The following is a 23550-nucleotide window of genomic DNA, read 5'->3' on the forward strand; positions in this document are numbered from 1 at the left end:
TTACGAGAGTCTGGCCGAAATAGCTGACAATATTACTGATATCAAAAGTCCAGTAATTGTCGCCTCAATCTTGATAGAAACGCCATAACCTACCATTTCAACGTTGTGAGCAGCAATAGCAGGGCCGATAACCTGGCCTAAACCATATAGGGTTACAACAAGACCTAAACCCTGAGCTACACCGCCCATTGTAATTAGCTTTTCCTGTGGGGTTTCCTTAGAAATAAGACCAGCCCATGCCGCTCCAACAGGTACTATTGCAGCCCAGACGGTACTTCTTGCAACGAAATAAACCAAAGGAGCTGCTATCAAAAGTAGAAACATTATCATTACAAGATCTATTCTCTTTTGAACAAATTCTTGCAAAACAGATTTTTTTGTGCTCAAGTCTGTTTTATTCATACTTTAAATTTCACCTTTCACAAAATTAATTTATAGTATTATAAGATTTTAGCAGTAAAAACCAAAAAGTCATACTATTTCTAAGAATTTTTATTTTTTAAATATTCTTTGAAAATTGTAAAAAATAAAAATAAAACCCCTATTAACCACAATAAGGGTATTCCATATTCAATTATTGGAGGATTAGGCATATTAAGAGATACGTTATTAGGTGTATTTATTTGATTTTGCTGATTTTTATTAAGAGTAATATTTATTGTATTATTACCCTTCCCTACACTCGCACCAAGATTAAGTGCCGTTATCTCTAGTGGAACCATCGTTCTATCCTGATAAATAAAAGCAGGAGCTAACATCCTTTCTTCTTTATTGTTTACATTTACCTGGGAGCTTTCAATGTAAAACTCTATACTTTTGTCACCCAATGAAACTTTAACTATTCTATGTTGTTCATCCCATGTTACGGTTGCTTTTAAAGCTTCTGATACAAATCTTACTGGCACATAAATTAGACCATATCTTATTACTGGCGGTACATCACTTTTAATTTCTTTTCCATCAACAATAATTTTCAAATCGTTAGCAATTTTAATATTTGCATCTAAAATCTTTGACGCGCTAACTGGCGTTTGTTCTTGGGCATACGCAGTAGAAATTAAAAAGCACATTACAAAAAAAATGAAAATAAACCTTTTCATATCCTTAAAATCCTATAAATCCATACATATGTTTTTTACTCCCTATATAAAAATATTCTTATATTATACACTTCTTTAAAAAATATATCAAAATTACTCCCACTCTATTGTCGCGGGTGGTTTAGAGGATATATCATATACCACTCTATTAACTTCATCTACCTCATTTACAATTCTTCTAGCGATCCTATCAAGCAAATCATAAGGTATTCTCGCCCAATCTGCTGTCATTGCATCATCGCTAGAAACTATTCTTACTACTACTGGATAAGAATAAGTACGCCTATCTCCCATAACTCCTACACTTTTTATTGGCAAAAGCACGGCAAAAGCTTGCCATACATCTCTATATAATCCAGCATTAAAAATCTCTTCACGGACAATCGCATCAGCATCTCTCAAAATTCTTAATTTTTCTCTTGTTATTTCACCCACAATTCTTATGGCAAGACCTGGCCCAGGAAAGGGATGCCTATAAACAATTTCTTCAGGAAGGCCAAGCTCTAAAGCAAGATTTCTTACCTCATCTTTAAATAAATTTCTAAACGGCTCAAGAAGTTTAAACTTCATATCCTTGGGGAGACCAGCAACATTATGGTGCGATTTTATCCTCACTGCTTTACCGCCAACGCTAACAGCACTCTCTATTACATCGGGATATAGAGTGCCCTGCACCAACCAATCGAAATCTCCAATTCCTTTTATTGCATCTTCGAATGTCCTTATAAATTCTTCACCAATAATCTTTCTTTTATGTTCTGGATCTGATACTCCTTCTAGTTTTGACAGAAATCTTTCTCTTGCATCAATAAACTTTACATTCAAATGGAACTCTTCATCAAATATCCTTTTAATATCTCTATTTTCATTTTTTCTCATAAGACCCGTATCAACATAAAAGCAAGTAAGATTATCACCTATAGCTTTGTGAACCAAAACAGCAGCAGCACTGGAATCAACTCCACCAGAAAGTGCACATATTACTTTTTGATTGCCAACCATTTCTCTAATTTTAGATATAGAATCTTGTATAAAGGTAGCCATAGACCATGTAGGTTTTGCTTTACAAATATTAAAAACAAAATTTCTTATTATTAACTGGCCCTGTTCTGTATGAGCCACTTCAGGATGAAACTGCACTGCATAAATATTTTTTTCAGGAGAACAAACGCTTGCAAGCTTTTTATTTTCAGTTATAGCAAGACAACAAAAACCTTCTGGTAAAATCTTTACTTCGTCTCCATGACTCATCCAAACGTTAATTTCATTGGTAATATTTTTGAAAAGTAGATTTTCACCTTCAAATTTTATTTTTGTTCTGCCATACTCGTGCTTTTTACCCTGTTCTACGTGACCACCAAGTTGTTGAGAAATCAGTTGCATGCCATAACAAATGCCTAAAATTGGAATTCCCATATTTAATATTTCAGAATCCATTTTAGGAGCGTCCTCGTCATAAACAGAATTAGGACCACCCGAAAGGATAATCCCCTTTGGATTAAGCCTAGTAAGTTCCCTCGCAGTTATAGTAGGAGGAAAAAGCTCAGAATATACAGAACATTCCCTTACTCTTCTTGCAATAAGTTGACTATATTGTGAGCCAAAATCTATTACTGCAATAAGATCCCTCTCAGAAGCCATTACTTACCCATCCCAAGCTTTTGGGCTTTCTGATAGACTTTCCCCTCAGTAAGAAGAGATGGTGCAACAATAACTTCTATGTTGTGTAATTCTCTAATAGTCTTAACTCCAAGAGTTGCCAGGGACAAAACCATAGCCCCAGCTATATTATGACATCCATAATCGAACCTAGCAGGACCTACTAATATCTCCTTAAGAGTTCCAACTGTTCCTACTCTTATCCTCGTTCCTCTTGGCAAAACCGAATTAGGTGTAGCCATACCCCAATGAAAACCCATTCCAGGGGCTTCTTGAGCTCTTGCTATAGGCGAACCTATCATAACCGCATCTGCACCCACGGCTAATGCTTTAATCATATCTCCTGAGTTTACCATACCGCCATCAGCAATTATGGGTATATATTTTCCAGTTTCATTGAAAAACATATCTCTTGCAGCTGCTGCTTCACTTATAGCAGTAGCTTGAGGCACACCAATACCTAAAACTCCTCTTGTCGTACATGCTGCACCTGGTCCAACTCCTATCAAAACTGCGCTTGCTCCCTGTCTCATAAGACCAATAGTAGAAGAAAATCCAACCGTGTTTCCTACAATTACTGGAATTTCCATCATAGAACAAAATTCTTTTATATTCAAAATATTTCCTTTACTGCTTATATGCTTTGGTGCAATAACAGTTGCCTGAAGAACAAATATATCTGCTCCAGCATCCCTTGCAATAGGGCCAAATTCAGCAGCCATTTGAGGTACACTCGATACTGCGGCAATTGCTCCATGTGACTTTACTTCTTGTATTCTCTTTACTATAAGATCAGGTTTAATCGGTTCTTCATAAAGTCTTTGCATTACAGTTACAAAATCATCTGTTGAAGCTGCGGCAATTTCTTCAAGTACAGGAAGGGGGTCATCATATCTCGTTTGAATGCCCTGCAAATTGATTACTCCCAAAGCACCATATTTTGAAAGCTCTACTGCAATAAAAGGATTCACTACAGAATCCATTGCTGATGCAATAACAGGAATGCTAAATTCATAACAACCAATTTTAACGGATATATCTACATCTTCCGGATCAATAGTTCTTTCCGTTGGTCTTAATGCAATTTCGTCAAGACCATAACCCCTTCTTGTAATTTTAAACTTTGAAATCTCTTCCACTAATAACATACCTCCTCAAACGGATTAATTTTCTAATATCTTACATAATTTGTATTATCTGAGCAAACATTTCCCTGAAGAAGCATTTTTAAGGTTACTGTATTTAACGGTATAAAATCGAACCTATCTCCCAAAAAGGCAGCTACTTTAAACAAAGATAAAGGAACTGGTACAAAGATAATTTTTTTTTCAACAATTTTTGCTATATATTCTATAAGTTCTCGAAAACTCATTTCTTCCTCACCACATATTTTTATAACATTTGACTCTAAGCTACCATTCACAAGTTCTTCAGCAGCTTTTATAATTCTTTCAGCAACAACTTCTACCCTTATTGGAGAAAACTTTGCATCAATTTTAGGAAGAGGGAAAAAACCTAAACTTAATGGCATTGACAAATCCTTTACTATCCCTTCCTTTTCACCAATTACAATTGATGGTCTAATTATTGCATACTTTAAACCACTAGATTTTATCTTTTCTTCGGCCTGATACTTATACTTAAAGTAATCAGTGAGCTCTTTACCCTTCTCTACTCCATTGGCACTCATTTGCACTAATGGAATATTTTTATCAAATTCAACTATAGAATCTATTAAATTGGATGCTGCATCAAAATGCATTGCCTTAAAGGTTATCCCTCTTTCTGGCACCTCTTTAATTATGCCAACAAGATTAATTACAACGTCTGGTTTTAATTTTAAAGCATCTTTTATTGAACTTTTATCAAGAATGTCACCTTTTATATATTCGACATTTTCCCCTTCAATTTTTCTTTTATGAGAAAAAACTATAACTTTATTATCTTTATCAAGTAAAGTTTTTACTACTTGTTTACCAATAAATCCTGTTCCTCCAAAAATTAAAACTTTCATTTTCACCTCAAATAAAATTTATTAATATATCTTAAAAAATTTAAAGAACAATTGCAAACGTAATAATTTTCTAACAGCTTTTTATTCTTTTCAAAATGTTAGTTGTAGAAAAATCTTTATAAAAGGGGAAAATTTCAACTCTTCCACCATATCGATACACAGTTTCAGCTTCTGGAAGATCTTCAATCTTATAGTCTCCACCTTTAACATGGATTAATGGTCTTAATCTTTCAATCGATGATATGGGATTATGTTCATTAAAGATAAAGCAATAATCTACAAATCTAATAGAAGCAACAACAACAGCTCTATTTTCCTGTTTATTTATGGGTCTTAAATCACCTTTTAATGCTTTAACTGAACTATCAGAATTTATCCCAACAACCAAACAATCTCCTAAAGCTTTTGCAAACTCGAATAGTCTAATATGGCCTTCATGTATAATATCAAAACATCCATTTGTGAATACAACTCTTCTGCCCTCAACTAGCAAAATTATTTCATCTAAAGTTTTAAATACATCCGAAATTTTTTCCAAGTTTTTAAAACCTTTCTGTTAAGATTGTTTAAATTTAAAAATAACTTACTAAATTTATTCACCCTTTTCCGAATTTAGAACAATTTTATTGTACAAATCTCTAATTTCCTCTTCCCTAAGGTATCTTTCTATTTCATTAATATTAGTAGTTGAGGTCCCAACTTTTCTTACAACTATCGCTGCAGCAACGTTTGCCAAAAATGTTGAATGAATCATATCAAAACCAGACATTAATGATAATGTTAAAACTGCAGTAACTGTATCTCCTGCACCCGTTACATCATAAACTTCGCTCGAAAATGCTGGAAAATTTATAGTTAATTCTTCAGTAAAAAGAGAAATTCCATCAGCACCTCTTGTAATGTGAACAGCTTTACTGCCCAAAAGTCTTAGAAGTTCTCGCCCTGACCGAATAATATCTTCTTCACTCATTAATTTTCTATCAAAAATTGCCTCAACCTCTTTTAGGTTAGGAGCAACTGTAGTAAAACCTTTAAATAATAAATAATTTTTTGCTTTGGAATCGGCTACACAAACTCTATTATCAATTGAATTTATCAAAAATTCTATTACATCTTCAGTAATTAATCCTTTTCTATAATCAGAAACTATTATAGCGCCGCACTCAGGTATTTGTTTTTTTAAAGAATTTATTACTCCCTGAAGCTCCTCACCATCAATCTGACTTGGGTCTTCGCTATCCACCCTTAAAACCTGTTGTTTTCTTGCAATCAATCTAAGCTTTCTCGTTGTAGGCCTTTTTTTAGAAACGATCAAACCAGATGTGTCTATATTTGAATCAAATAAAAGTTTCTTAAGTCTATCTGATTCAACATCATCGCCAACAATCCCAACAATAGAGACATTTGCCCCCAAAGAAGTCAAATTTTTTGCAACATTTGCAGATCCGCCAAGTCTAAATTCGCTACTGAGATATTTTAAAACTGGAACTGGAGCTTCAGGAGAAATCCTTTCCATATCTCCAAACCAATATTCATCAAGCATAATATCGCCAATAACTAAAATCTTCTTAGATGTATTGAATTTTAAAGGAAAACTATGAATTTCAGAAAACATACAAATCCTTTCTAAAATTTATTATGCATTGATTAGAGAATTTTTTTCTTAACAAAACAAATAATCTTTTTAATAGCACAAATAACATCATCCACATCCTTTTCTGTTATATTTGCACCTATTGGAACAGAGAAAATTTTTTTACCTAATTTTGTGGCAACAGGAAATTCACTTTCTTTCAGAGAATATTTTTCTTTATAATATTTTTGCATGTGAAGTGGTAAATAATGTATTCCAGTACCAATATTTTCGTACTTTAGTGCTTCCATCATAAAGTCTCTTGATAAAGAATCATCAGTTATTTTTAAAATGAATAAATGATAAGAAGGCTTTCTCCTATCAAATGAATATTCAATAGGCTCTATTTCATCAATTTCTGAAAGCCTATTAATATACATCTTAGCAATTTCATCTCTTATCTTCCAATACCTTTCTATTTTTTCAAGCTGCTTTATCCCTAATGCAGCTTGAATATCGGTCATATTATATTTAAATCCTGGTTCAATCACCTCATAGTGTTTAAAACCCTCAGAAGAATATCTCTTCCAAGCATCTCTCGATATGCCATGAAGTGATAATATTCTTCCTCTTCCATAAGATTTATCATCCTTAACAACCAACATACCACCTTCAGCTGTAGTAATATTTTTCGTGGCATAAAAGCTATAGCTTGAAAAATCTCCATAATAAGAAATCTTTTTGCCATCCCACTCAGTCTCAATAGCATGAGCAGCATCATTAATCCAAACAAGATTGTATCTTTTTACTATTTTACTAACTTTTTCAATGTTACACGAATTTCCTGCCATATGAACAGATATCAAGGCTCTTGTTCTTTCGTTAATTTTAGATTCAATCAAGTCTTCATCAAAGTTAAGATCTGATTCTTTTATGTCGACAAAGACAGGTTTTGCTCCGACATGTTCAATTACATTTGCACTCGATGCAAAGGTTAGAGTGGTTGTAATAACTTCATCATTATTTCCAATCCCAGAAAGAACAAGTGCAAGGAAAAGACCTGCTGTACAAGAATTAAGAGCAATACAGTTTTTTACACCAATATATTCAGAAAACTTTTCTTCAAATTTTTTTACTCTTGGTCCTGTCGAAATCCAGCCTGATTTTAGTGTTGCCACTACTTCTTCAATTTCATCCTCTTCAATCCTTGGTTTTCCAAAAACCAAAAAACTTTCCCTTTGGGATTTTCCGCCTTCTAATGCTATCTTTTCCAAAAAAAGCCTCCTAAATTGTTTTGTAAAACACAGTTATTGAGATTTACCATTACCTTAAGAGTGATTTATAGATTTCAAAATATGACTTTACCATTTTATTAAGTGAAAAATTCTCAATTGCGTGCTTTTTCCCTTCCTCTACAATCTTTATTATACTTTCATCTTTATTAAAAAACTTGGTTAAAAATTCTTTTATAGAACCATATAACAATTCTGGATCAGGATTTACTAAAAAACCAGTTTTATTATTAATAATTATCTCATTAGTTCCAGCAATATCAGTCGCTATTACCGGTACTTCCATTAAAAGTGCTTCTATTAAAATTGTTGGCAATCCTTCCTTTTCTATTGAAGAAGAGACATAAAGATCAAACGAACACAGAAGCTCGACCAGGTCTTCTCTTCTACCAAGAAAAATTATATCTTTTTCGATCTTTAATTTTTTTGCAAGTTGTTTGAGCTCAAATTCAAGCTCTCCATCTCCAACCACGACAAGAGAAATTGCCTTATCCTTATAATCATCTTTAATTTTTCTAAAGGACTCAAAAAGAACTTTATGTCCCTTCATGGGAGACAACCTTGCCACAATACCTATAGAGAAGGTTTCAGGAGTAATGCCAATTCTAGATTTAGCCTGTTCTTTGCTTATTCTTTTTGAAAAATAATCTTCGAAATTAATACCATTATATATTTGCGTAATACTCCCTGAAAAACCCCTTCTAATAAAATCTCTTTCCACAGATTTAGAACATGCTACAACGATGTCTGAGTTTAAAAAATACTTTATGGAACTAACCTTTTGTGCACTTGAAACAACCTTTACCTTAGTTAATTTTTTTGCCATTCCAGCATAAAGAGCTGCTCTTGATAATTGTGAGTGAACAATATCAATATTTTGATTTCTAATAATACTAACCAATTTAAAATAAGAAAATGGATCAAAAAAGCCTTTAAATTTAATAGGAATAATATTAAAGGCTGGCTTATTCGCCAGCCTAATTTTATATTCACTTAAGAAATCATAAGTATAGCCACTATCTGGCATACCTATAAAATTTTCTACACCATATTCACATAGACCACATACAAAGTTAACAAAAGTTTTTTGCCAACTAAGATTACCCTCATTCAAAAGGTGTAAAATTTTCATAAACTAATTCATTGTTTAATGTTTATCAAATTACTTCAAACTTTCACCTAAAAGAGCTGAAAGCACAATTAATCTTCTGCTAGTATTTCATATTTGCAGGTCTAGGTTCAAGGGTAACAGGTATGACCATAATTTTTCCGGATCTATATAAAGTTACTTTAACAACATCTCCTACCTTATGGGTAAGAATTATATTTGGCAAAGTGTAAATATCAACTTCTTTATCATTAATTTTTAAGATTATGTCTCCCGGTAAAATACCAGCCTTTTCTGCAGGAGAACCTGGTAAAACTTTTGCTACATAAACAGCTGCATTTTGCTTAATTCCCATCTGGCTAAGTTGATATTGATCAACAGGCAGCATATCAATTCCCAGATATGGGTGAACAACCTCATGATTTGTTATTAATTGATTTAATATCTCCTTTGCAGTGTCAATCGGAATTGCAAAACCGATACCCTGGGCATAAGGTATAATAGCTGTATTGATGCCTATTACTCTTCCATTAATATCCACTAAAGGCCCGCCTGAATTTCCTGGATTTATAGCAGCATCAGTTTGAATAAACGGACCGGCACTATAAGCGGATGTTTGAACTCTCCTATCAAGAGCACTAACAATACCAAGAGTTACCGTACCAGAAAATCCATATGGATTACCTATTGCAATAGCCCACTCTCCTAATTGAAGATTTGAAGACGAACCAAGTTCTGCTGCAGGTAAACCTGTAGCATTTACCTTTACTACTGCCAAATCGGTAACAGGATCAGCCCCAATCACTTCTCCGTCAAATTTTCTGCCATCAGAGAGAGTAACCTTTACCTTTGTCGCATTGGCAATTACGTGATTGTTAGTAAGAATTAAGCCATCACTCTTAATAATAACTCCTGAGCCAAGCCCCTCTTCAGGAATTGGTTTCATTGGAATTCCAAAGAAGTCAGAAATAGGATTTTTAACGTACATTAAAGTATTTATTTGAACAACGCTTGGCATAACCTTCTTTACTGCTTGAACTATGGGAGAATCTACTGACATGTCTATTGCAGCTACTGCAGTTGATGGTGCAACTTTTACCGGAGGTCTAAAAGCAGGGAAAGCCCATATTGCACCAAGAACCAGCATTCCTCCAAAACAAGCTGCTACAAAAAAGAAAATCGATTTTACCAGGATTTCTTTAAACTTATTTTCTTTTTGTTCGTACATAAAAACCTCCTAATTTGTATATTTTGGGAAATATTTTTATAATAAAAATTATATTCTAAAAATTATTGGATTTCATTAAAATCTACTTATCACCTACTTTAACATAGTCATAACTTTCATATAAATCAAACCCAGTTCCAGCAGGAATTAATCTTCCTATTACAACGTTTTCTTTCAAACCTCTAAGATAGTCTATTTTGCCTCTAATTGATGCCTCAGTTAATATTCTGGTAGTCTCCTGGAAAGAGGCAGCAGCAATAAATGAAGATGTATTCAAAGACGATTTCGTAATGCCAAGCACCGCATCTTCTGCTTCTGGGGGAGTTTTACCCTGAAGAGTTAACTCTTTGACCACCTTTTCAAATTCACCTCTATCTACATATTCTCCTGGCAACCAATCAGAATCGCCGTCATTTTTAATCTTTACTCTCTTAGTCATTTGTCTAACTATAATTTCAATGTGTTTATCATGAATAGAAACGCTTTGATCTTTATAAACCTTTTGAATTTCATCAACTATATATTGCTTTACTGCATCTATTCCTCTAGTTTTAAGTAGTTCCTGAGGATAAAATTGACCTTCTGTAAGAGGATATCCTTTTTTAATAAAGGCACCATCCGATACCTGAAGCTGTGTGCTTGCAGGTACAACAATTTCCTTTGTCTCTTCCAACCCTTCTATTATAATTTTTATAGGGTCTGTATCACTATTGGAAATAATATGGACTATTCCATCTATTTCTGAAAGTATTGCAGCATTTTTTGGTCTCCTTGCTTCAAAAAGCTCTTCGACCCTGGGCAAACCCTGAATAATATCCTTTGTCTTAATTGCACTTTCTTTTGATTTAGGTGAAATTGCAACTAATGTAGTGTTGGTTAACATTGTTGAATCTTTTACAAATAATCTTGAATTCTTATTACACGAAGCAAAATCACCCTGATAAATGTATATAGGTGTAACCATCTCACCAGTTTCAGAGTCCAAAACTGGTTCAAACTTTGGGATAACAGCCATACCTAAAACTGGACTCGTTATACCTTCCGCAATCTCTTTACCTGGTACTACTTTTTCTCTATCTTTGATCTTAATATCAAGATTGGCATTAACCTTTATTATTATTGGTTTTTCTTTAGTAAACAAAACTTCACCATTTTGAGAAGCAATACTTATTACGTTATTCTCAGATATAACTCTTTCCTCAACAGGCATTGTATAAAAAACAATATTACCCTTCTCTGCTATAAGATATTCATTATCCTCATCTTCCTCAACCAAGACATCGTTTTCTTTAACAAAAGAACCATCCTTAACGTGTAGAAGCATCCCTCTATTTACAAAAACTTTAACGCTTGTCTCTCCTTTTATCACGATATTTCCTTCAGAAATAGCTATAGTAGTCTCTATGTTATCGTTCAAAAAAGTGAACGTCTTAAGAGATTCGAACTTTACTGTACCACTAATCTTTGATCTTTCTATATTCTTACTCCTATGAAGAGCAACCCCACCAGTGTGAAATGTTCTCATAGTCAGCTGAGTACCAGGCTCCCCTATAGATTGTGCAGCAATAATGCCCACAGCTTCACCAAGTTCTACAACTTCCCTGGTAGCAAGACTCCAACCGTAACATTTTTGACACACTCCATGAGGTGTTTTACAGGTTAAAGGAGATCTTACAGCTACTTCTTTTATTCCAGCATCTACTATCTTATCAGCTATAGAAGGAGTTATTAGTTCATTTCTTTTAACTATTAATTTTCCATCAGCATCATAAATATCTTCAGCGCTAAACCTACCAATTATTCTGTCTTTTAATTCCAAAATAACCTTTGTTCCATCCATCAGATCAGAAACTACAATACTTTCTTCGCTGCCACAATCTTCTTCTCTCACGATTATTTCTTGTGCAACATCGACCAGTCTTCTTGTAAGATATCCAGAGTTAGAAGTCCTTAGTGCAGTATCGACCAAACCTTTTCTTGCACCATATGTTGAAATAAAATATTCCATCATATTCATGCCTTCTTTAAGGTTTGCCTTTATAGGAATAGGTATGATTCTACCGTGTGGATCTGACATAAGACCTCTCATTGCAGCCAGCTGTCTAACTTGATCGATATTGCCTCTTGCACCAGAATTTGCCATCATAAAAACGGGGTTTCTTTCACCCATACTGGAGTTCATTCTGTCCTTAATTTCGTCAGTAATCATATTCCACTTTTCTCTTACTTTAGCATCCTTTTCTTCTTGAGTCATAGTACCTTCAGAAACAAATTCATCAAATCTTTTAATTTCTTCTTCTGCCCTCTTTATTATTTCTTTCTTTTCTGCAGGTACAACAAGATCATCAATTGAAATAGATATTCCAGATTCTTTAGCATATTTAAATCCTATATCCTTCAAGTCATCCACAAGCTTCACCGTTCTGGTAAGCCCGAAATCTTCATAACATTGCCTTACTATCTTTGCAATTCTCTTCTTTGTCAGCGGTTCCCTATAATAAGGCCACTTACCAGGCAAAATTTCATTAAATAATATTTGACCTACACTAGTAGCTAAAAATTCCTTATCAATTTTCACAGCAATTCTATCAATAAGACTAAGCGAGAATTCATGTGGTGGTTTTACACTATCAATTTGATACCTTGTAATAGCATCATTTTTGTCTATAAAAAACAAAAACGGTTGTCCAGTTTGTATTTTTTTAACACAAGTTGTCAGATAACCATTAACTCTTTCGCAATAAACGTCTATTTTTTGGGTTTCATCAATTTCACCCTTCTTAAAAGCGTCTATAGCATCTTCTTCGCTTCTAAAAGTAGGATTTTTTTCAAAACTTGTAAGATAATGAAGCCCTAAAACCATATCCTGTGAAGGAGTTACCAATGGTTGACCATTAGCAGGAGACAATAAATTATGACTTGAAAGCATTAATACTCTTGCCTCAGCTTGTGCCTCAAGAGATAGTGGAACGTGAACAGCCATTTGATCTCCATCAAAGTCTGCATTAAAAGCAGCACAAACCAGAGGATGAAGTTGAATGGCTTTGCCTTCTATCAAAACTGGTTCAAAAGCTTGAATTCCTAGCCTGTGAAGCGTAGGAGCACGATTCAGAAAAACAGGGTGTCCCTGTATAACTTCAGCAAGAATATCCCATATAACATTTTCGCCCCGTTCTATTTTTCTTTTAGCTCCTTTTACATTTCCAGTTAATCCTCTTTTAATAAGTTCGTGAATTACAAAAGGCTTAAAAAGTTCTAAAGCCATTTCTTTCGGCAATCCACATTGATGAAGTTTAAGTGTAGGACCCACAACAATTACTGAACGTCCAGAATAATCCACCCTTTTCCCCAACAAATTCTGTCTAAATCGTCCTTGTTTCCCTTCAATGATATCAGAAAGAGACCTAAGAGGTCTGTCATGGGTCCCCGTTACGGGCTTTAATCTTCTTTCGTTATCAAAGAGTGCATCCACTGCTTCTTGAAGCATTCTTTTTTCATTTCTAACAATAATTTCAGGAGCACCCATATCAAGTAGTTTCTTTAATCTATTATTTCTATTAATAACCCTTCTATAAAGATCGTTTAAGTCCGAAGTAGCAAATCTCCCACCATCTAATTGAACCATGGGTCTAAGATCAGGCGGAATAACAGGTATGGCCTCCAAAACCATCCAGGCAGGATTAGCACCCGATTTTCTAAAAAATTCCAAAACCCTGAATCTTTTTATCATTTTTAGCCTTTTTGGACTTTGAAAAGATGTTGAAATCATTTCTTCTTTAATCTGATTACTCAATTCTTCAACGTTAATAGACTCTAATGCCTCTTTAATAGCTTCAGCACCCATTTTTGCTACAAAATAGTTTTGACCAAAGCTATATGTATAATATTCATATTCATCAGCAGTCAAAATTCTACCTGCTTCGAGAAAAGTGTTTTTAGGATCTACAACTTGATAATTATCATCACTTAAATGTTCCACCTCAATTGCCGATCTACCAAGTTGTTTTACCCAGTATTCGTATTCATCTTCGGAAAGCGTTTTAAATTTTTGTAATCCACTATCTTTAGGATCTAAAATTAAATATCTTGAAAAATATATTACTTCTTCAACTTCTTTGTTTGAAATATCTAAAACAGAACCTATGTAGCTCGTAGTGCCTTTGAAATACCAAATATGAGCAACAGGAGCTGCCAGATCAATGTGCCCCATTCTTAATCTTCTTACCTTCGACGAAGTAACCTCAACTCCGCATCTATCACAAATCGTTCCTTTATATCTTGGTCGCTTATATTTGCCACAATAACATTCATAATCTTTCGTGGGTCCAAATATCTTTTCACAAAAGAGACCGCCTCTTTCAGGCCTTAACGTTCTATAATTAATAGTTTCAGGCTTTTTTACTTCTCCTCTTGACCACGATCTTATCCTTTCGCTTGACGCAAGCCCAATCTTTATAGCCACAAGTTTAGAAGAAGTTTTATCCTTAACCTGTTTGTTATCTTCACTAATTTCAACAAAGGGTTCCAAAACTATTTCCTCCCTTTCAAAATTTGATATCTAAAACTAAAGATGTTAACTCCTGTTCTAATCCTCAACGTCTACCGACTTCAAAAGTGGCAATACGCTATTATCATCTTCATCTATGTGCTCCAAATCAATTTGACTTCCGTCTTGATGTATTAGAGTAATATCAAGCGCCAATCCTTGAAGTTCTCTAACTAATACTTTAAATGATTCAGGTAACCCCGGAGTTCCAAGGTTTTTACCTTTGATTATCGCCTCCATAGCCTTTGTTCTACCAGTAATGTCATCAGATTTTATAGTCAATATCTCTTGCAACACGTTTGCAGCACCATATGCCTCTAAAGCCCAAACTTCCATTTCTCCAAACCTTTGACCACCGAACTGAGCCTTGCCTCCAAGTGGTTGTTGAGTGATCAGAGAATAAGGACCGGTTGACCTTGCGTGGATTTTATCATCAACAAGGTGTACAAGTTTTAAGAGGTACATATAACCTACGGTTACAGGAGATAAAAAGGGATCGCCAGTTTTCCCATCATAAAGAGTAACTTTCCCATTTTTTCCAATAAATGGTTTAATTTCTCTTGCTTTTTCTAAATATTCTTCAACAAATCTTTCGGATGCCCTTTCACCAAACGATTCGTCAAAAGGGGTTGCCTCAAACTTATATTTTATGTTTTTATCCTTGCCAAAGTTGTTAAGAACCCCTGCCGCAAGGCCTAGAAGTACTTCAAAAATCTGCCCAACGTTCATTCTTGATGGAACGCCCAAAGGATTCAAAACAATATCTACAGGTGTCCCATCGGGTAAATATGGCATATCAGCTTCTGGTAAAATTTTAGATATTACCCCTTTATTTCCGTGCCTACCTGTCATCTTATCTCCAACAGAAATCTTTCTTAATTGAGCCACTGTAACTCTCACTTTTGTAATCACCCCAGGTGGAAGATCGTCTCCGTTATTTCTAGAAAAAACTTTCACATCGATAACCTTACCCTTTTCTCCATGGGGTAACTTGAGAGAAGTATCTCTCATATCCTTCAATTTATCACCAAATATTGCTCTCAATAACCTTTCTTCTGATGGTGGTTCTACATCTCCTTTAGGAGTAAGCTTACCTACTAAATAATCTCCAGCTTCTACTTCAGTCCCAATTACAACAATACCCTGTTCATCAAGGTTTCTTCTTGCTTCTTCTGAAACATTAGGAATCTCTCTCGTTATCTCTTCATCTCCCAATTTAGTAGACCTTGCTTCAACTTCATAACTTTCAATGTGAATGGACGTAAATACATCTTCTCTCACAAGCCTATTGCTAATTAGTATTGCATCTTCAAAGTTGTAACCACCAAATGGCATAAAGGCAACTAATACATTTCTACCTAGGGCCAGTTCTCCGCTATCAGTTGCACAACCGGATGTAAGAACTTGTCCTTTCTTGACTCTGTCACCTGCTCTTACTAAAGCCTTTTGGTTAAAACACGTTGCATTATTTGTCCTAACAAATTTCATTAATTTATATTCCTTTGAAGTTCCATCACTAAAATCAATAACTATTTTTCCTCCAGCAGCGCTCCTAACAATTCCATCCTTTTCAGCTATATGAACCATACCCGAATCAATAGCAGCAACCATTTCCATACCAGTACCAACCCATGGCGCTTCTTCTATAACAAGAGGCACGGCCTGACGCTGCATATTACAACCCATCAACGCACGGTTTGCATCATTGTGTTCTACAAAAGGGATTAAAGAAGAGCTCAAACTAAGCATTTGCTTCGGAGAAACACCAATATAATCAATTTTATCAGGTGCAACTTGTTGAAATTCTCCATTATATCTTGCTACAACAGTGTCTCCAACAATCTTCTTGTTTTCAACTTTTACATCTGCAGACGCAATATAAACGTTTCTCTCTTTACTAGCCGTAAAGCTTTCAATAATATCAGTCAGTTTTCCGTTTTTAACCTTTCTGTAAGGAGTCTCCAAAAAACCATAATCATTCACAACAGCATAAATAGTTGGTGAACTAATCAATCCAACATTTGGACCTTCAGGAGTTTCAATAGGACAAAATCTGCCATAATAAGAGGGATGAATATCTCTTACCTCAAATCCAGCTCTCTCTCTTGTTAACCCACCAGGACCAAGGACAGAGATCCTTCTCTTGTGAGTTAATTCAGCAAGAGGATTAGTTTGATCCATATACTGAGACAATTGACCAGTGCAGAAAAATTCACGCAAAGCCACAGTAAGGGGGCCACTATTTATAATGTTACTAATCTTAAGTTTTGTAGTACCTTTATATAAAGACATCCTCTCATGAATTACATGTTCCATCCTATACAAACCTTCTCTAAACTTTTGTCTTACAAGTTCTCCCACCAATCTTACTCTTCTATTTTCTAGATGATCGATGTCGTCAAGAGTACCATCCCCATAATGAAGATTTACAAGATACTTAACAATTGCAAGCATATCTTCTCTGTGAAGAACCAGATAATCAAGTGGTACAATACCATTTAAACCTAACTTTTCGTTTATTTTTAGACGGCCAACCATACCTAGATCGAATCTCTTTTTGTCAAAAAACCTACTATTGATAATTCCTTTAGCTGCCTCAGGATTTGGAGCCTCTCCCGGCCTTATTTTTTTATAAAATTCTTGAAGAGCCTCTTCTCTATTTTGAGTATTATCCTGCGCAAAAGTTGCTTTTCTAAACTTTTCATCCACTAAAGCCTCTTCGATTCTCGACTGTTCAATTCCACAGGCTTTAAGAAAGGTAGATACAGGTAATTTTCTCGACTTCTCGATTCTAATCCAGACAGTACCATTTGAAGGAGCTTCAAAATTTATCCAATTCCCCTTCACAGGTATTACTGTTCCAACAAATGTCTTTCGATCCATAAGATCTTTATCTTCTTTGAAATAAACACCAGGCGACCTTGTAAGTTGATTAACTATAACTCTTTCTGAACCATTTACAATAAAGGTCGCTCGTTTTGTCATAATAGGTATTTCTCCTAACAAAACTTCAGACTCTACAACTTCTTGGCTTTGTTTATCAAGTAGTCTTAATTTAACCTTTATCTGGGCCTCATAAGTCTTATCCTTGATTCTTACTTCTTCTTCAGAAAATTTTGGTTCTTCTAAACGATATGAAACAAAAGATAATTCAAACCTATCGCCCGCATCAACAATCGGGAAATAAGAGCTTAACTCCTCTCCGATTCCCTGATAAAGGAACTTTTCATAAGATTTTTTTTGCAAATCCAAAAGATTTGGTATAGGCGCCTCGATCTTTTGTTTTTCATCCAAACTTTCACCCATAAATTTAATACGGGGTTTAACCAATACATCTCTCATAAACACACCTCACAAGACAAGTTCTTGCATCACAGGAAGAAAAAAGATAAAATATAACACAACAATCATTTGAAGAAAACATTTAAAAAGCGAACTCCAAAAAACAAAGAAAGGAATTAAGAAAATGATAAGCTGGCAACAAACTGGGATGATAATAGCAATTCTTTTGATCGTTCTTGGTCCTAAAAAACTTCCCAAAGTTACAAAAGAAATTGGAAAAACTCTTGGAAGCTTTAGAAAGGAAACCCAACAGATCAAAGATCAAGTAGATATAACCAAACAAATTAAATAAGATAAAAACATTCTTAAACCAAAGCATTATCTCGCCTAAAGAAAAAACCTAAAAAAATAAAAAATTTAAGTGATTTTTGAGGCTTTATGCATATCCCTCCTAAAAGATAAAGAGTGGTGGGCGAAGTAGGAATCGAACCTACGGCCCCTTGCGTGTGAAGCAAGTGCTCTACCTCTGAGCTATCCGCCCAAAAAAATGTGTAAAAATTTATTTTAACACAAATATATATTGTTGTAAATACTAAAAAATTTCAAACCATTCATCGGGATGAGGATTCTCTATTGAAGCTATTAGCAACCATGCATTAGTTGTTTTGTTAGCTATAACCATTACAAACGGATGATCAAAACTTATAACATCCTTGACATTTTTATCAAAGATAGTTTTATTTAACCCGTATTCATCAACCTTCAAAAAACTATCAGAGATCTCGTTTGAAACAAAAGAAAAGTTTGCAATCTTAAACATTTTTCTAAAATCAGCATAGCTTTGGTCAAAAGGATCTCCAACTCCTATTTCCTTAAATTCAGGTATAAAAGAAGTTTTGTATTCAAGATCCATTTTTGGAATTTCAACCATCAAAAGCCTCTTCTTAAATTGTTTGGACCAATTAAAATAATTTTCACCATTCATATTTCTATAGATATTCATAAGGGTTTTAGTCTCTTTTGGCAAGAAAAATACCGCTTCTAGATCTGGGTCAGCCAGATTAACTTTAACTGCCTGGAAAATATCGTTCTCATAATAATCGAAATTACCAGTAGTTTTCATATATAAAGCTTTAGCACTCTGACCATTCGAAAGATAAAAGGTACCTTTTTTTGTTAGATTTTTTGGAAATTCGTTTTTCCATGCAAGCTTTGCATAGGTAATATTTATCAAATACATCATCGCGTCCTTGCTAACATCCTTTTTGTTAACTATACTCGTAACCTGATGATTTGTACTCGTTTTAACCCAATCGTTTATAGCAGAAGGAGTATATTTATCAGAAAAATTTATATAGGTCAAATCAAATCCAGGATAAAAAGAATTGATTGTAGCCATAAATTTGGGATCAAATGTAAATCCATTTTGAACCCAAAGTGATGACCTCGTAAAAACAAACATTTTTTTATCGTAGGTATAAGGAGTTGGGCTTACAGTATTTTTCCAAAAATAATTTATATCTGATTCGTTATAACCATCAAATCCCTGAATAAGATTTAATTCATCAAATGTATGGCCCACAGCACCATTAGAAAGAACACTTAACGACTGACCCAATCCTATTGGAGAAAAGATTACGTTATTGTCAAATTCATGATTTCTTACCTCGTTCATTAACTTAATCGCAAAATTTATATTTCCCTTAATTAACTGGCTATCATCTGCAAAAGCACCAGGGATAACGATTAGCATAAAAAACAATACATTTAAAAAAATTAACACTTTTCTCAATAAGATCACCTCTCTATACAATAAGATAACATAAATTTTAAAAATTTATAATCACTAGTATTTCTTTGGCCCTTTAAAAACACCATCAAACCAGTATCCTTTTTCAACTCTACCATCAGCATAATACATTGTCCCAAAACCATGCCTCTTTGACTTACTCCATTCCCCCTCGTATCTATCACCATTAGCATGTTCTAAAACCCCTTTTCCCTCCCAAAAATCAGAATCCCATTCTCCAACATAGTGATTTTTATTCGCTGCAAAAAACTCTCCATATCCGTGTCTTTTATCAAACTTCCACTCTCCATCATATATATCCCCCTTAGTTGATATGAATTTACCCTTGCCATGCCTTTTACCATCTTTGCACTCTCCTTCGTATCTGTCTCCGTTTGGCCAGGTCAAAACCCCGCTACCCTTAAATTCTCCGTCTTCAAAAACACCTTCATATTTTCTACCATCTAAATTTTTTAAAACTATTACACTATAAAATTTTCCATCCCTCCACTCTCCATCACATTCAAGACCGTCAGACAATATCAGTTTACCCTTGCCAAAAAATTGATCATCTTTAAATTCTCCAACAAATCTACTATTGTTTGGCCACCAAAAAATACCCTTACCATGCATGAAGTTATCCTTAATATCACCAAAATATTTTCTACCATCAGGCCAAAAAATTACCCTTTCACCAACAAACCTACTATTTATATATTCAACTTCATATGCTTTCCCATCAAAGTAAATAAAGCCTTTTCCAGTTATTTTGTCATTAACAAATTGCCCTTCAAAAATTATACCGCTTGAATAAAATATTTTTCCTGAGCCGCATTTTTTCCCCTCTTTCCATTCTCCCTCATATTTATCACCATTTTTGTAATAGAATTTACCCCTACCTTCATACAAATCATTTTTCCACAAACCTTCGTATTTTGTTGAATTATGATAATACATTGTCCCAAAACCATTCTTCATTCCATCTTTAAAATACCCTTCATATCTATCGCCATTAGCTGATATAAAAATTCCCCACCCTTCCCATTTATTTTCTTTCCATTCCCCCTCATATCTATCGCCATTGGGCCAAATGTAAATCCCTCTTCCACAAAATTGATCGTCTTTATATTCCCCTTCGTATACACTACCATTAGGCCATTTAAAAATTCCCTTACCAAATTTTTTGCCATGCCTCCAAGATCCTTCGTACATCCTTCCATCAGGCCAGATTTCTTTGCCCTGAATTAATTCATCATCTTTCCATTGTCCCTCTAATCTAACACCTGATAATGGATTTGTTTCTAAAAATATAAAAACTCCGAACCCCTCCCTTACTCCCTCTTTGAATTCTCCTTCATATATTCCTTCTCCCTCATAAAAAGCCTTCCCTTTACCATGTTTTTTCCCATTCTTAAACTCACCCTCATATTTATTGCCATTAGGTTCTATCAGTATTCCAAAGCCATGTGGAACGGAGTTTAAAAGATCTCCCTTGTATTTTGAACCGTCCTCAAAATATTTCCAGGGATCTACCTTTTTTGAATCTTCAATTTTTTCTTTCTTTTTATTAAAAACTCTAGTAATTGAATCAAAAATGCCCAATTTTACCTCCATAAAAGCTAACTCAATTTTATAATATCTATAATTTTTTATTAATTGCCTCTTGCAAATTTTTAAAAAATCGATTTTCTGGATCTAACAAAAGAGCAGCATCAATATCTTTTTTTGCATCTTTATATTTATTTAATTCATATTCATAATATGCTTTTTGAAAATAATAATATTTGTTTTGTGAAATAGATAATGCAGTTTCAATATCATCGAGAGCCCTTTTTGGTTGTTTCAATGAATCTTCAATTTTTGCCCTCATCGCATAGTAATCACTCTGGTTAGGATCCAAAGATATTGTAAAGTTTAAAGCCTCGAGCGAACCCTGAAAATCACTTAAGTTATAAAGAATAGTCCCTTTAAGAAAGAAGAGATCAGGCTTTTTGTTATTGATATCTAATGCTTTGTTCACATCCAATAAAGCGTCCTTATAGTCCTCTTTTTCCAGCTCAAGGCTTGATTTGAATTCAAGTACTTGCAGCGAATTCGGATATAACGTATAAGCATTATTAATGGTAGATAGTGCGTCATCAATTTTACCATTACCCTGTTCTAAGGAAGCTTTGAACAAAAAATATTCAGTCTTCGGCTCTAATTTAATCGCGTTACCAACATCTTCTAATGACTCATCATACTTTTTTTCTAAATAATAATCAATCGCTCTACCAAAATAGAATTTTGAAACATCATTATTTATCTCAATCGCCCTAGTGTAAAAGTTAATAGCTGTATCAATATTTCCTGTTTCCTCATTAACTTTTGCTAAACCATAATAAGCTTCACTATTATCAGGATTTAACACAATAGCTTCATTAAAATCTTTCGATGCCTCAGTTAAGTCACCGTCAACGTAAAAACATTCCCCCCTCAATGTAAGAAATTTATAGCGTAGCGGATTGTTTTTATCCATTTGCAAAAGAGCTTTAGTAAGTTCAATCGAGCAGCCCAATGCATCATTATTCTTCAGCTTTTCTTCCGCTTTTTTATATGTATCGTCAAAGCCAGCAGCCCAGCTTGCTGCAGCAGTAATAAATATAAACAATACTAATAGTAAAATTATCAAACCTCTTTTTATTATCATCTTTAATTTATTTTATAACATTTTAAATAGCTTAAAATAATTTTTTAAACCAAATATAAATAAAACCTACTCTCGCCTATAAATAAAATTAAATAAAATATTGATATAATTAAAACAAAAAATGAAAGGAGGTACTATTTATAATAGCTTTTCTCGAAATCCTAATTCGACCTATCATTCTTTTTATTTCATTTGCACTTTTTGGTTTAATTATAGAAAAACTTATTTTAGCAAGACTTTTAAATACAAAACTCTCCCAAAACTACCTAATAAAAATTGTTATTAGGTCATTCAATTGGCTTGTTTCTTTATTTTTTATAACAATAGGTTTACATCTTGCACTTTATAATTATCCTTTTACTTATCAGCATTCTTTTCTTATAAACAAAATATTTACTTCATTAGAAATATTTATAGTTTTTTTATTTATAGCTAGAACATCTTCAAAAATCATCGTCCACTACTTTTCTAAAAACGACAGCATCTTGCCTGCTACCAGCATTATATCGAACGTAATATTTGTAGCTGTCATATTCTTGGGCATATTAGTAATCCTTGAAGGAATTGGAATTTCAGATGTACCCATCATCACAACTTTTGGAGTGGGTGGCTTAGCCGTCTCTCTTGCGCTTCAAGATACTTTGTCTAATTTTTTTTCAGGCATTCACATACTGGCATCGAAAAAGATTCAACCAGGAAACACAATAATTCTTGAAAATGGGCAAAGAGGTAAAGTTACGGATATAAACTGGAGAAATACCACTCTTCTAACTCCAGACAACAATATGATAATAATACCAAATTCGAAAATTGCTACTTCCATAATTACCAACTATTCTTTTCCAGAAGAAAATTTTAGCGTTAGTTTGCAGATTGGCATTTCATATGACAGCGATCTTGAAGAAATAGAAATAAAAACAATAAATTTTTTAAAAAACTTTGTTCAAAATACACCCGGGTGTGTAAAGGGTGTAGAACCAATACTAAGGTATCAAAAATTTGACAATTCTTGCATTACTTTTTCTATCTATATTAGAGTACAATCTTACTCGGACCAGTTTATAGTACTGCATGAACTAATAAAGTCAATTCATAAATTTTATAATGAAAATAATATAGAAATACCATATCCGATCCAAAATATTATTTTAAAAAAATCTAAAAAATTTAATAATTCTCTTTAAATAAAACTTTCTTCGCTAACATCGCTTTATTATTATAACGATTTCTTTCAGAATATTCACATATAATAAATTCAAAAATTAAGTCT

At 33.8% G+C, this 23550-nt stretch carries 17 protein-coding genes and 1 tRNA gene; 2 read left to right on the forward strand and 16 right to left on the reverse strand.

The features are described 5' to 3' along the window. The 12 genes from TDSAC_RS06250 to rpoB all read right to left on the reverse strand — a co-directional run bounded on the left by TDSAC_RS06250 (position 1) and on the right by rpoB (position 17862). A complete protein-coding gene (locus tag TDSAC_RS06250; RefSeq protein WP_108309394.1) occupies positions 1 to 402 on the reverse strand; it encodes a hypothetical protein in 402 nt (133 codons plus the stop codon). An 80-nt stretch (positions 403 to 482) separates the two neighbouring features. Next, positions 483 to 1100 (reverse strand): stalk domain-containing protein, encoded by a 618-nt coding sequence (locus TDSAC_RS06255; protein ID WP_108309395.1) that lies wholly within the window; start codon positions 1098 to 1100, stop codon positions 483 to 485. Positions 1101 to 1193: 93 nt separating this feature from the next. After that, entirely contained in the window at positions 1194 to 2741 is a 1548-nt protein-coding gene (guaA, locus tag TDSAC_RS06260) for a glutamine-hydrolyzing GMP synthase (RefSeq protein WP_108309396.1), read from the reverse strand. Next, positions 2741 to 3898: a GuaB3 family IMP dehydrogenase-related protein gene (locus tag TDSAC_RS06265; RefSeq protein WP_108309397.1), complete on the reverse strand. Its 1158-nt coding sequence runs from the start codon at positions 3896 to 3898 to the stop codon at positions 2741 to 2743. Before TDSAC_RS06265 ends, guaA begins: the two co-directional genes overlap by 1 nt. Positions 3899 to 3930: 32 nt before the next feature. Beyond that, complete coding sequence (locus TDSAC_RS06270) at positions 3931 to 4773, reverse strand: SDR family oxidoreductase (RefSeq protein ID WP_108309398.1); 843 nt, start codon at positions 4771 to 4773, stop codon at positions 3931 to 3933. Positions 4774 to 4843: 70 nt separating this feature from the next. Then, on the reverse strand, positions 4844 to 5311 hold the full coding sequence (rfaE2, locus tag TDSAC_RS06275) for a D-glycero-beta-D-manno-heptose 1-phosphate adenylyltransferase (RefSeq protein ID WP_108309399.1): 468 nt from the start codon (positions 5309 to 5311) through the stop codon (positions 4844 to 4846). A 54-nt stretch (positions 5312 to 5365) separates the two neighbouring features. After that, positions 5366 to 6388 (reverse strand): D-glycero-beta-D-manno-heptose-7-phosphate kinase, encoded by a 1023-nt coding sequence (gene rfaE1, locus TDSAC_RS06280; RefSeq protein ID WP_108309400.1) that lies wholly within the window; start codon positions 6386 to 6388, stop codon positions 5366 to 5368. A 32-nt stretch (positions 6389 to 6420) separates the two neighbouring features. Then, a complete protein-coding gene (locus TDSAC_RS06285; protein ID WP_108309401.1) occupies positions 6421 to 7620 on the reverse strand; it encodes a DegT/DnrJ/EryC1/StrS family aminotransferase in 1200 nt (399 codons plus the stop codon). Positions 7621 to 7669: 49 nt separating this feature from the next. Then, positions 7670 to 8770, reverse strand: a complete 1101-nt coding sequence (locus TDSAC_RS06290) for a glycosyltransferase (protein ID WP_108309402.1) — start codon at positions 8768 to 8770, stop codon at positions 7670 to 7672. Positions 8771 to 8849: 79 nt separating this feature from the next. Next, entirely contained in the window at positions 8850 to 9974 is a 1125-nt protein-coding gene (locus TDSAC_RS06295) for a S1C family serine protease (RefSeq protein WP_108309403.1), read from the reverse strand. An 82-nt stretch (positions 9975 to 10056) separates the two neighbouring features. Continuing rightward, positions 10057 to 14484 (reverse strand): DNA-directed RNA polymerase subunit beta'', encoded by a 4428-nt coding sequence (locus TDSAC_RS06300; RefSeq protein WP_199919951.1) that lies wholly within the window; start codon positions 14482 to 14484, stop codon positions 10057 to 10059. A gap of 75 nt (positions 14485 to 14559) precedes the next feature. After that, positions 14560 to 17862 carry a DNA-directed RNA polymerase subunit beta gene (gene rpoB / locus TDSAC_RS06305; protein ID WP_108309405.1) on the reverse strand — a complete coding sequence of 1101 codons (3303 nt, stop codon included), beginning with the start codon at positions 17860 to 17862 and terminating at the stop codon, positions 14560 to 14562. Between the two features lie 124 nt (positions 17863 to 17986). Between rpoB and TDSAC_RS06310 the strand changes: the two genes are divergently transcribed. Next, a complete protein-coding gene (locus TDSAC_RS06310) occupies positions 17987 to 18154 on the forward strand; it encodes a Sec-independent protein translocase subunit TatA/TatB (protein ID WP_108309406.1) in 168 nt (55 codons plus the stop codon). A 114-nt stretch (positions 18155 to 18268) separates the two neighbouring features. Here the strand turns inward: TDSAC_RS06310 and TDSAC_RS06315 are convergent. From TDSAC_RS06315 to TDSAC_RS06330, 4 genes are all read right to left on the reverse strand, one after another. Beyond that, positions 18269 to 18343: transfer RNA gene (locus tag TDSAC_RS06315), tRNA-Val, on the reverse strand. Positions 18344 to 18394: 51 nt separating this feature from the next. Then, positions 18395 to 19585 carry a serpin family protein gene (locus TDSAC_RS06320; RefSeq protein WP_234405777.1) on the reverse strand — a complete coding sequence of 397 codons (1191 nt, stop codon included), beginning with the start codon at positions 19583 to 19585 and terminating at the stop codon, positions 18395 to 18397. Positions 19586 to 19648: 63 nt separating this feature from the next. After that, positions 19649 to 21193 carry an MORN repeat-containing protein gene (locus TDSAC_RS06325; protein WP_199919731.1) on the reverse strand — a complete coding sequence of 515 codons (1545 nt, stop codon included), beginning with the start codon at positions 21191 to 21193 and terminating at the stop codon, positions 19649 to 19651. Between the two features lie 37 nt (positions 21194 to 21230). Next, positions 21231 to 22262 (reverse strand): tetratricopeptide repeat protein, encoded by a 1032-nt coding sequence (locus TDSAC_RS06330; RefSeq protein WP_199919732.1) that lies wholly within the window; start codon positions 22260 to 22262, stop codon positions 21231 to 21233. 503 nt (positions 22263 to 22765) lie between these two features. On the opposite strand from TDSAC_RS06330, the gene TDSAC_RS06335 reads away from it, so the two are divergent. Further along, entirely contained in the window at positions 22766 to 23464 is a 699-nt protein-coding gene (locus tag TDSAC_RS06335) for a mechanosensitive ion channel family protein (RefSeq protein ID WP_199919733.1), read from the forward strand. Positions 23465 to 23550: the final 86 nt, after the last annotated feature.

The organism is Thermodesulfobium acidiphilum, assembly GCF_003057965.1.
GTDB classification, from domain to species: domain Bacteria; phylum Thermodesulfobiota; class Thermodesulfobiia; order Thermodesulfobiales; family Thermodesulfobiaceae; genus Thermodesulfobium; species Thermodesulfobium acidiphilum.

Excerpts from the sequence above, each read along its gene's own strand:
- TDSAC_RS06250 (WP_108309394.1), bottom strand. The coding sequence starts at position 402 with ATGAATAAAACAGACTTGAGCACAAAAAAATCTGTTTTGCAAGAATTT.
- TDSAC_RS06255 (WP_108309395.1), bottom strand. The coding sequence starts at position 1,100 with ATGAAAAGGTTTATTTTCATTTTTTTTGTAATGTGCTTTTTAATTTCT.
- guaA (WP_108309396.1), bottom strand. The coding sequence starts at position 2,741 with ATGGCTTCTGAGAGGGATCTTATTGCAGTAATAGATTTTGGCTCACAA.
- TDSAC_RS06270 (WP_108309398.1), bottom strand. The coding sequence starts at position 4,773 with ATGAAAGTTTTAATTTTTGGAGGAACAGGATTTATTGGTAAACAAGTA.
- rfaE1 (WP_108309400.1), bottom strand. The coding sequence starts at position 6,388 with ATGTTTTCTGAAATTCATAGTTTTCCTTTAAAATTCAATACATCTAAG.
- TDSAC_RS06290 (WP_108309402.1), bottom strand. The coding sequence starts at position 8,770 with ATGAAAATTTTACACCTTTTGAATGAGGGTAATCTTAGTTGGCAAAAA.
- TDSAC_RS06295 (WP_108309403.1), bottom strand. The coding sequence starts at position 9,974 with ATGTACGAACAAAAAGAAAATAAGTTTAAAGAAATCCTGGTAAAATCG.
- rpoB (WP_108309405.1), bottom strand. The coding sequence starts at position 17,862 with ATGAGAGATGTATTGGTTAAACCCCGTATTAAATTTATGGGTGAAAGT.
- TDSAC_RS06310 (WP_108309406.1), top strand. The coding sequence starts at position 17,987 with ATGATAAGCTGGCAACAAACTGGGATGATAATAGCAATTCTTTTGATC.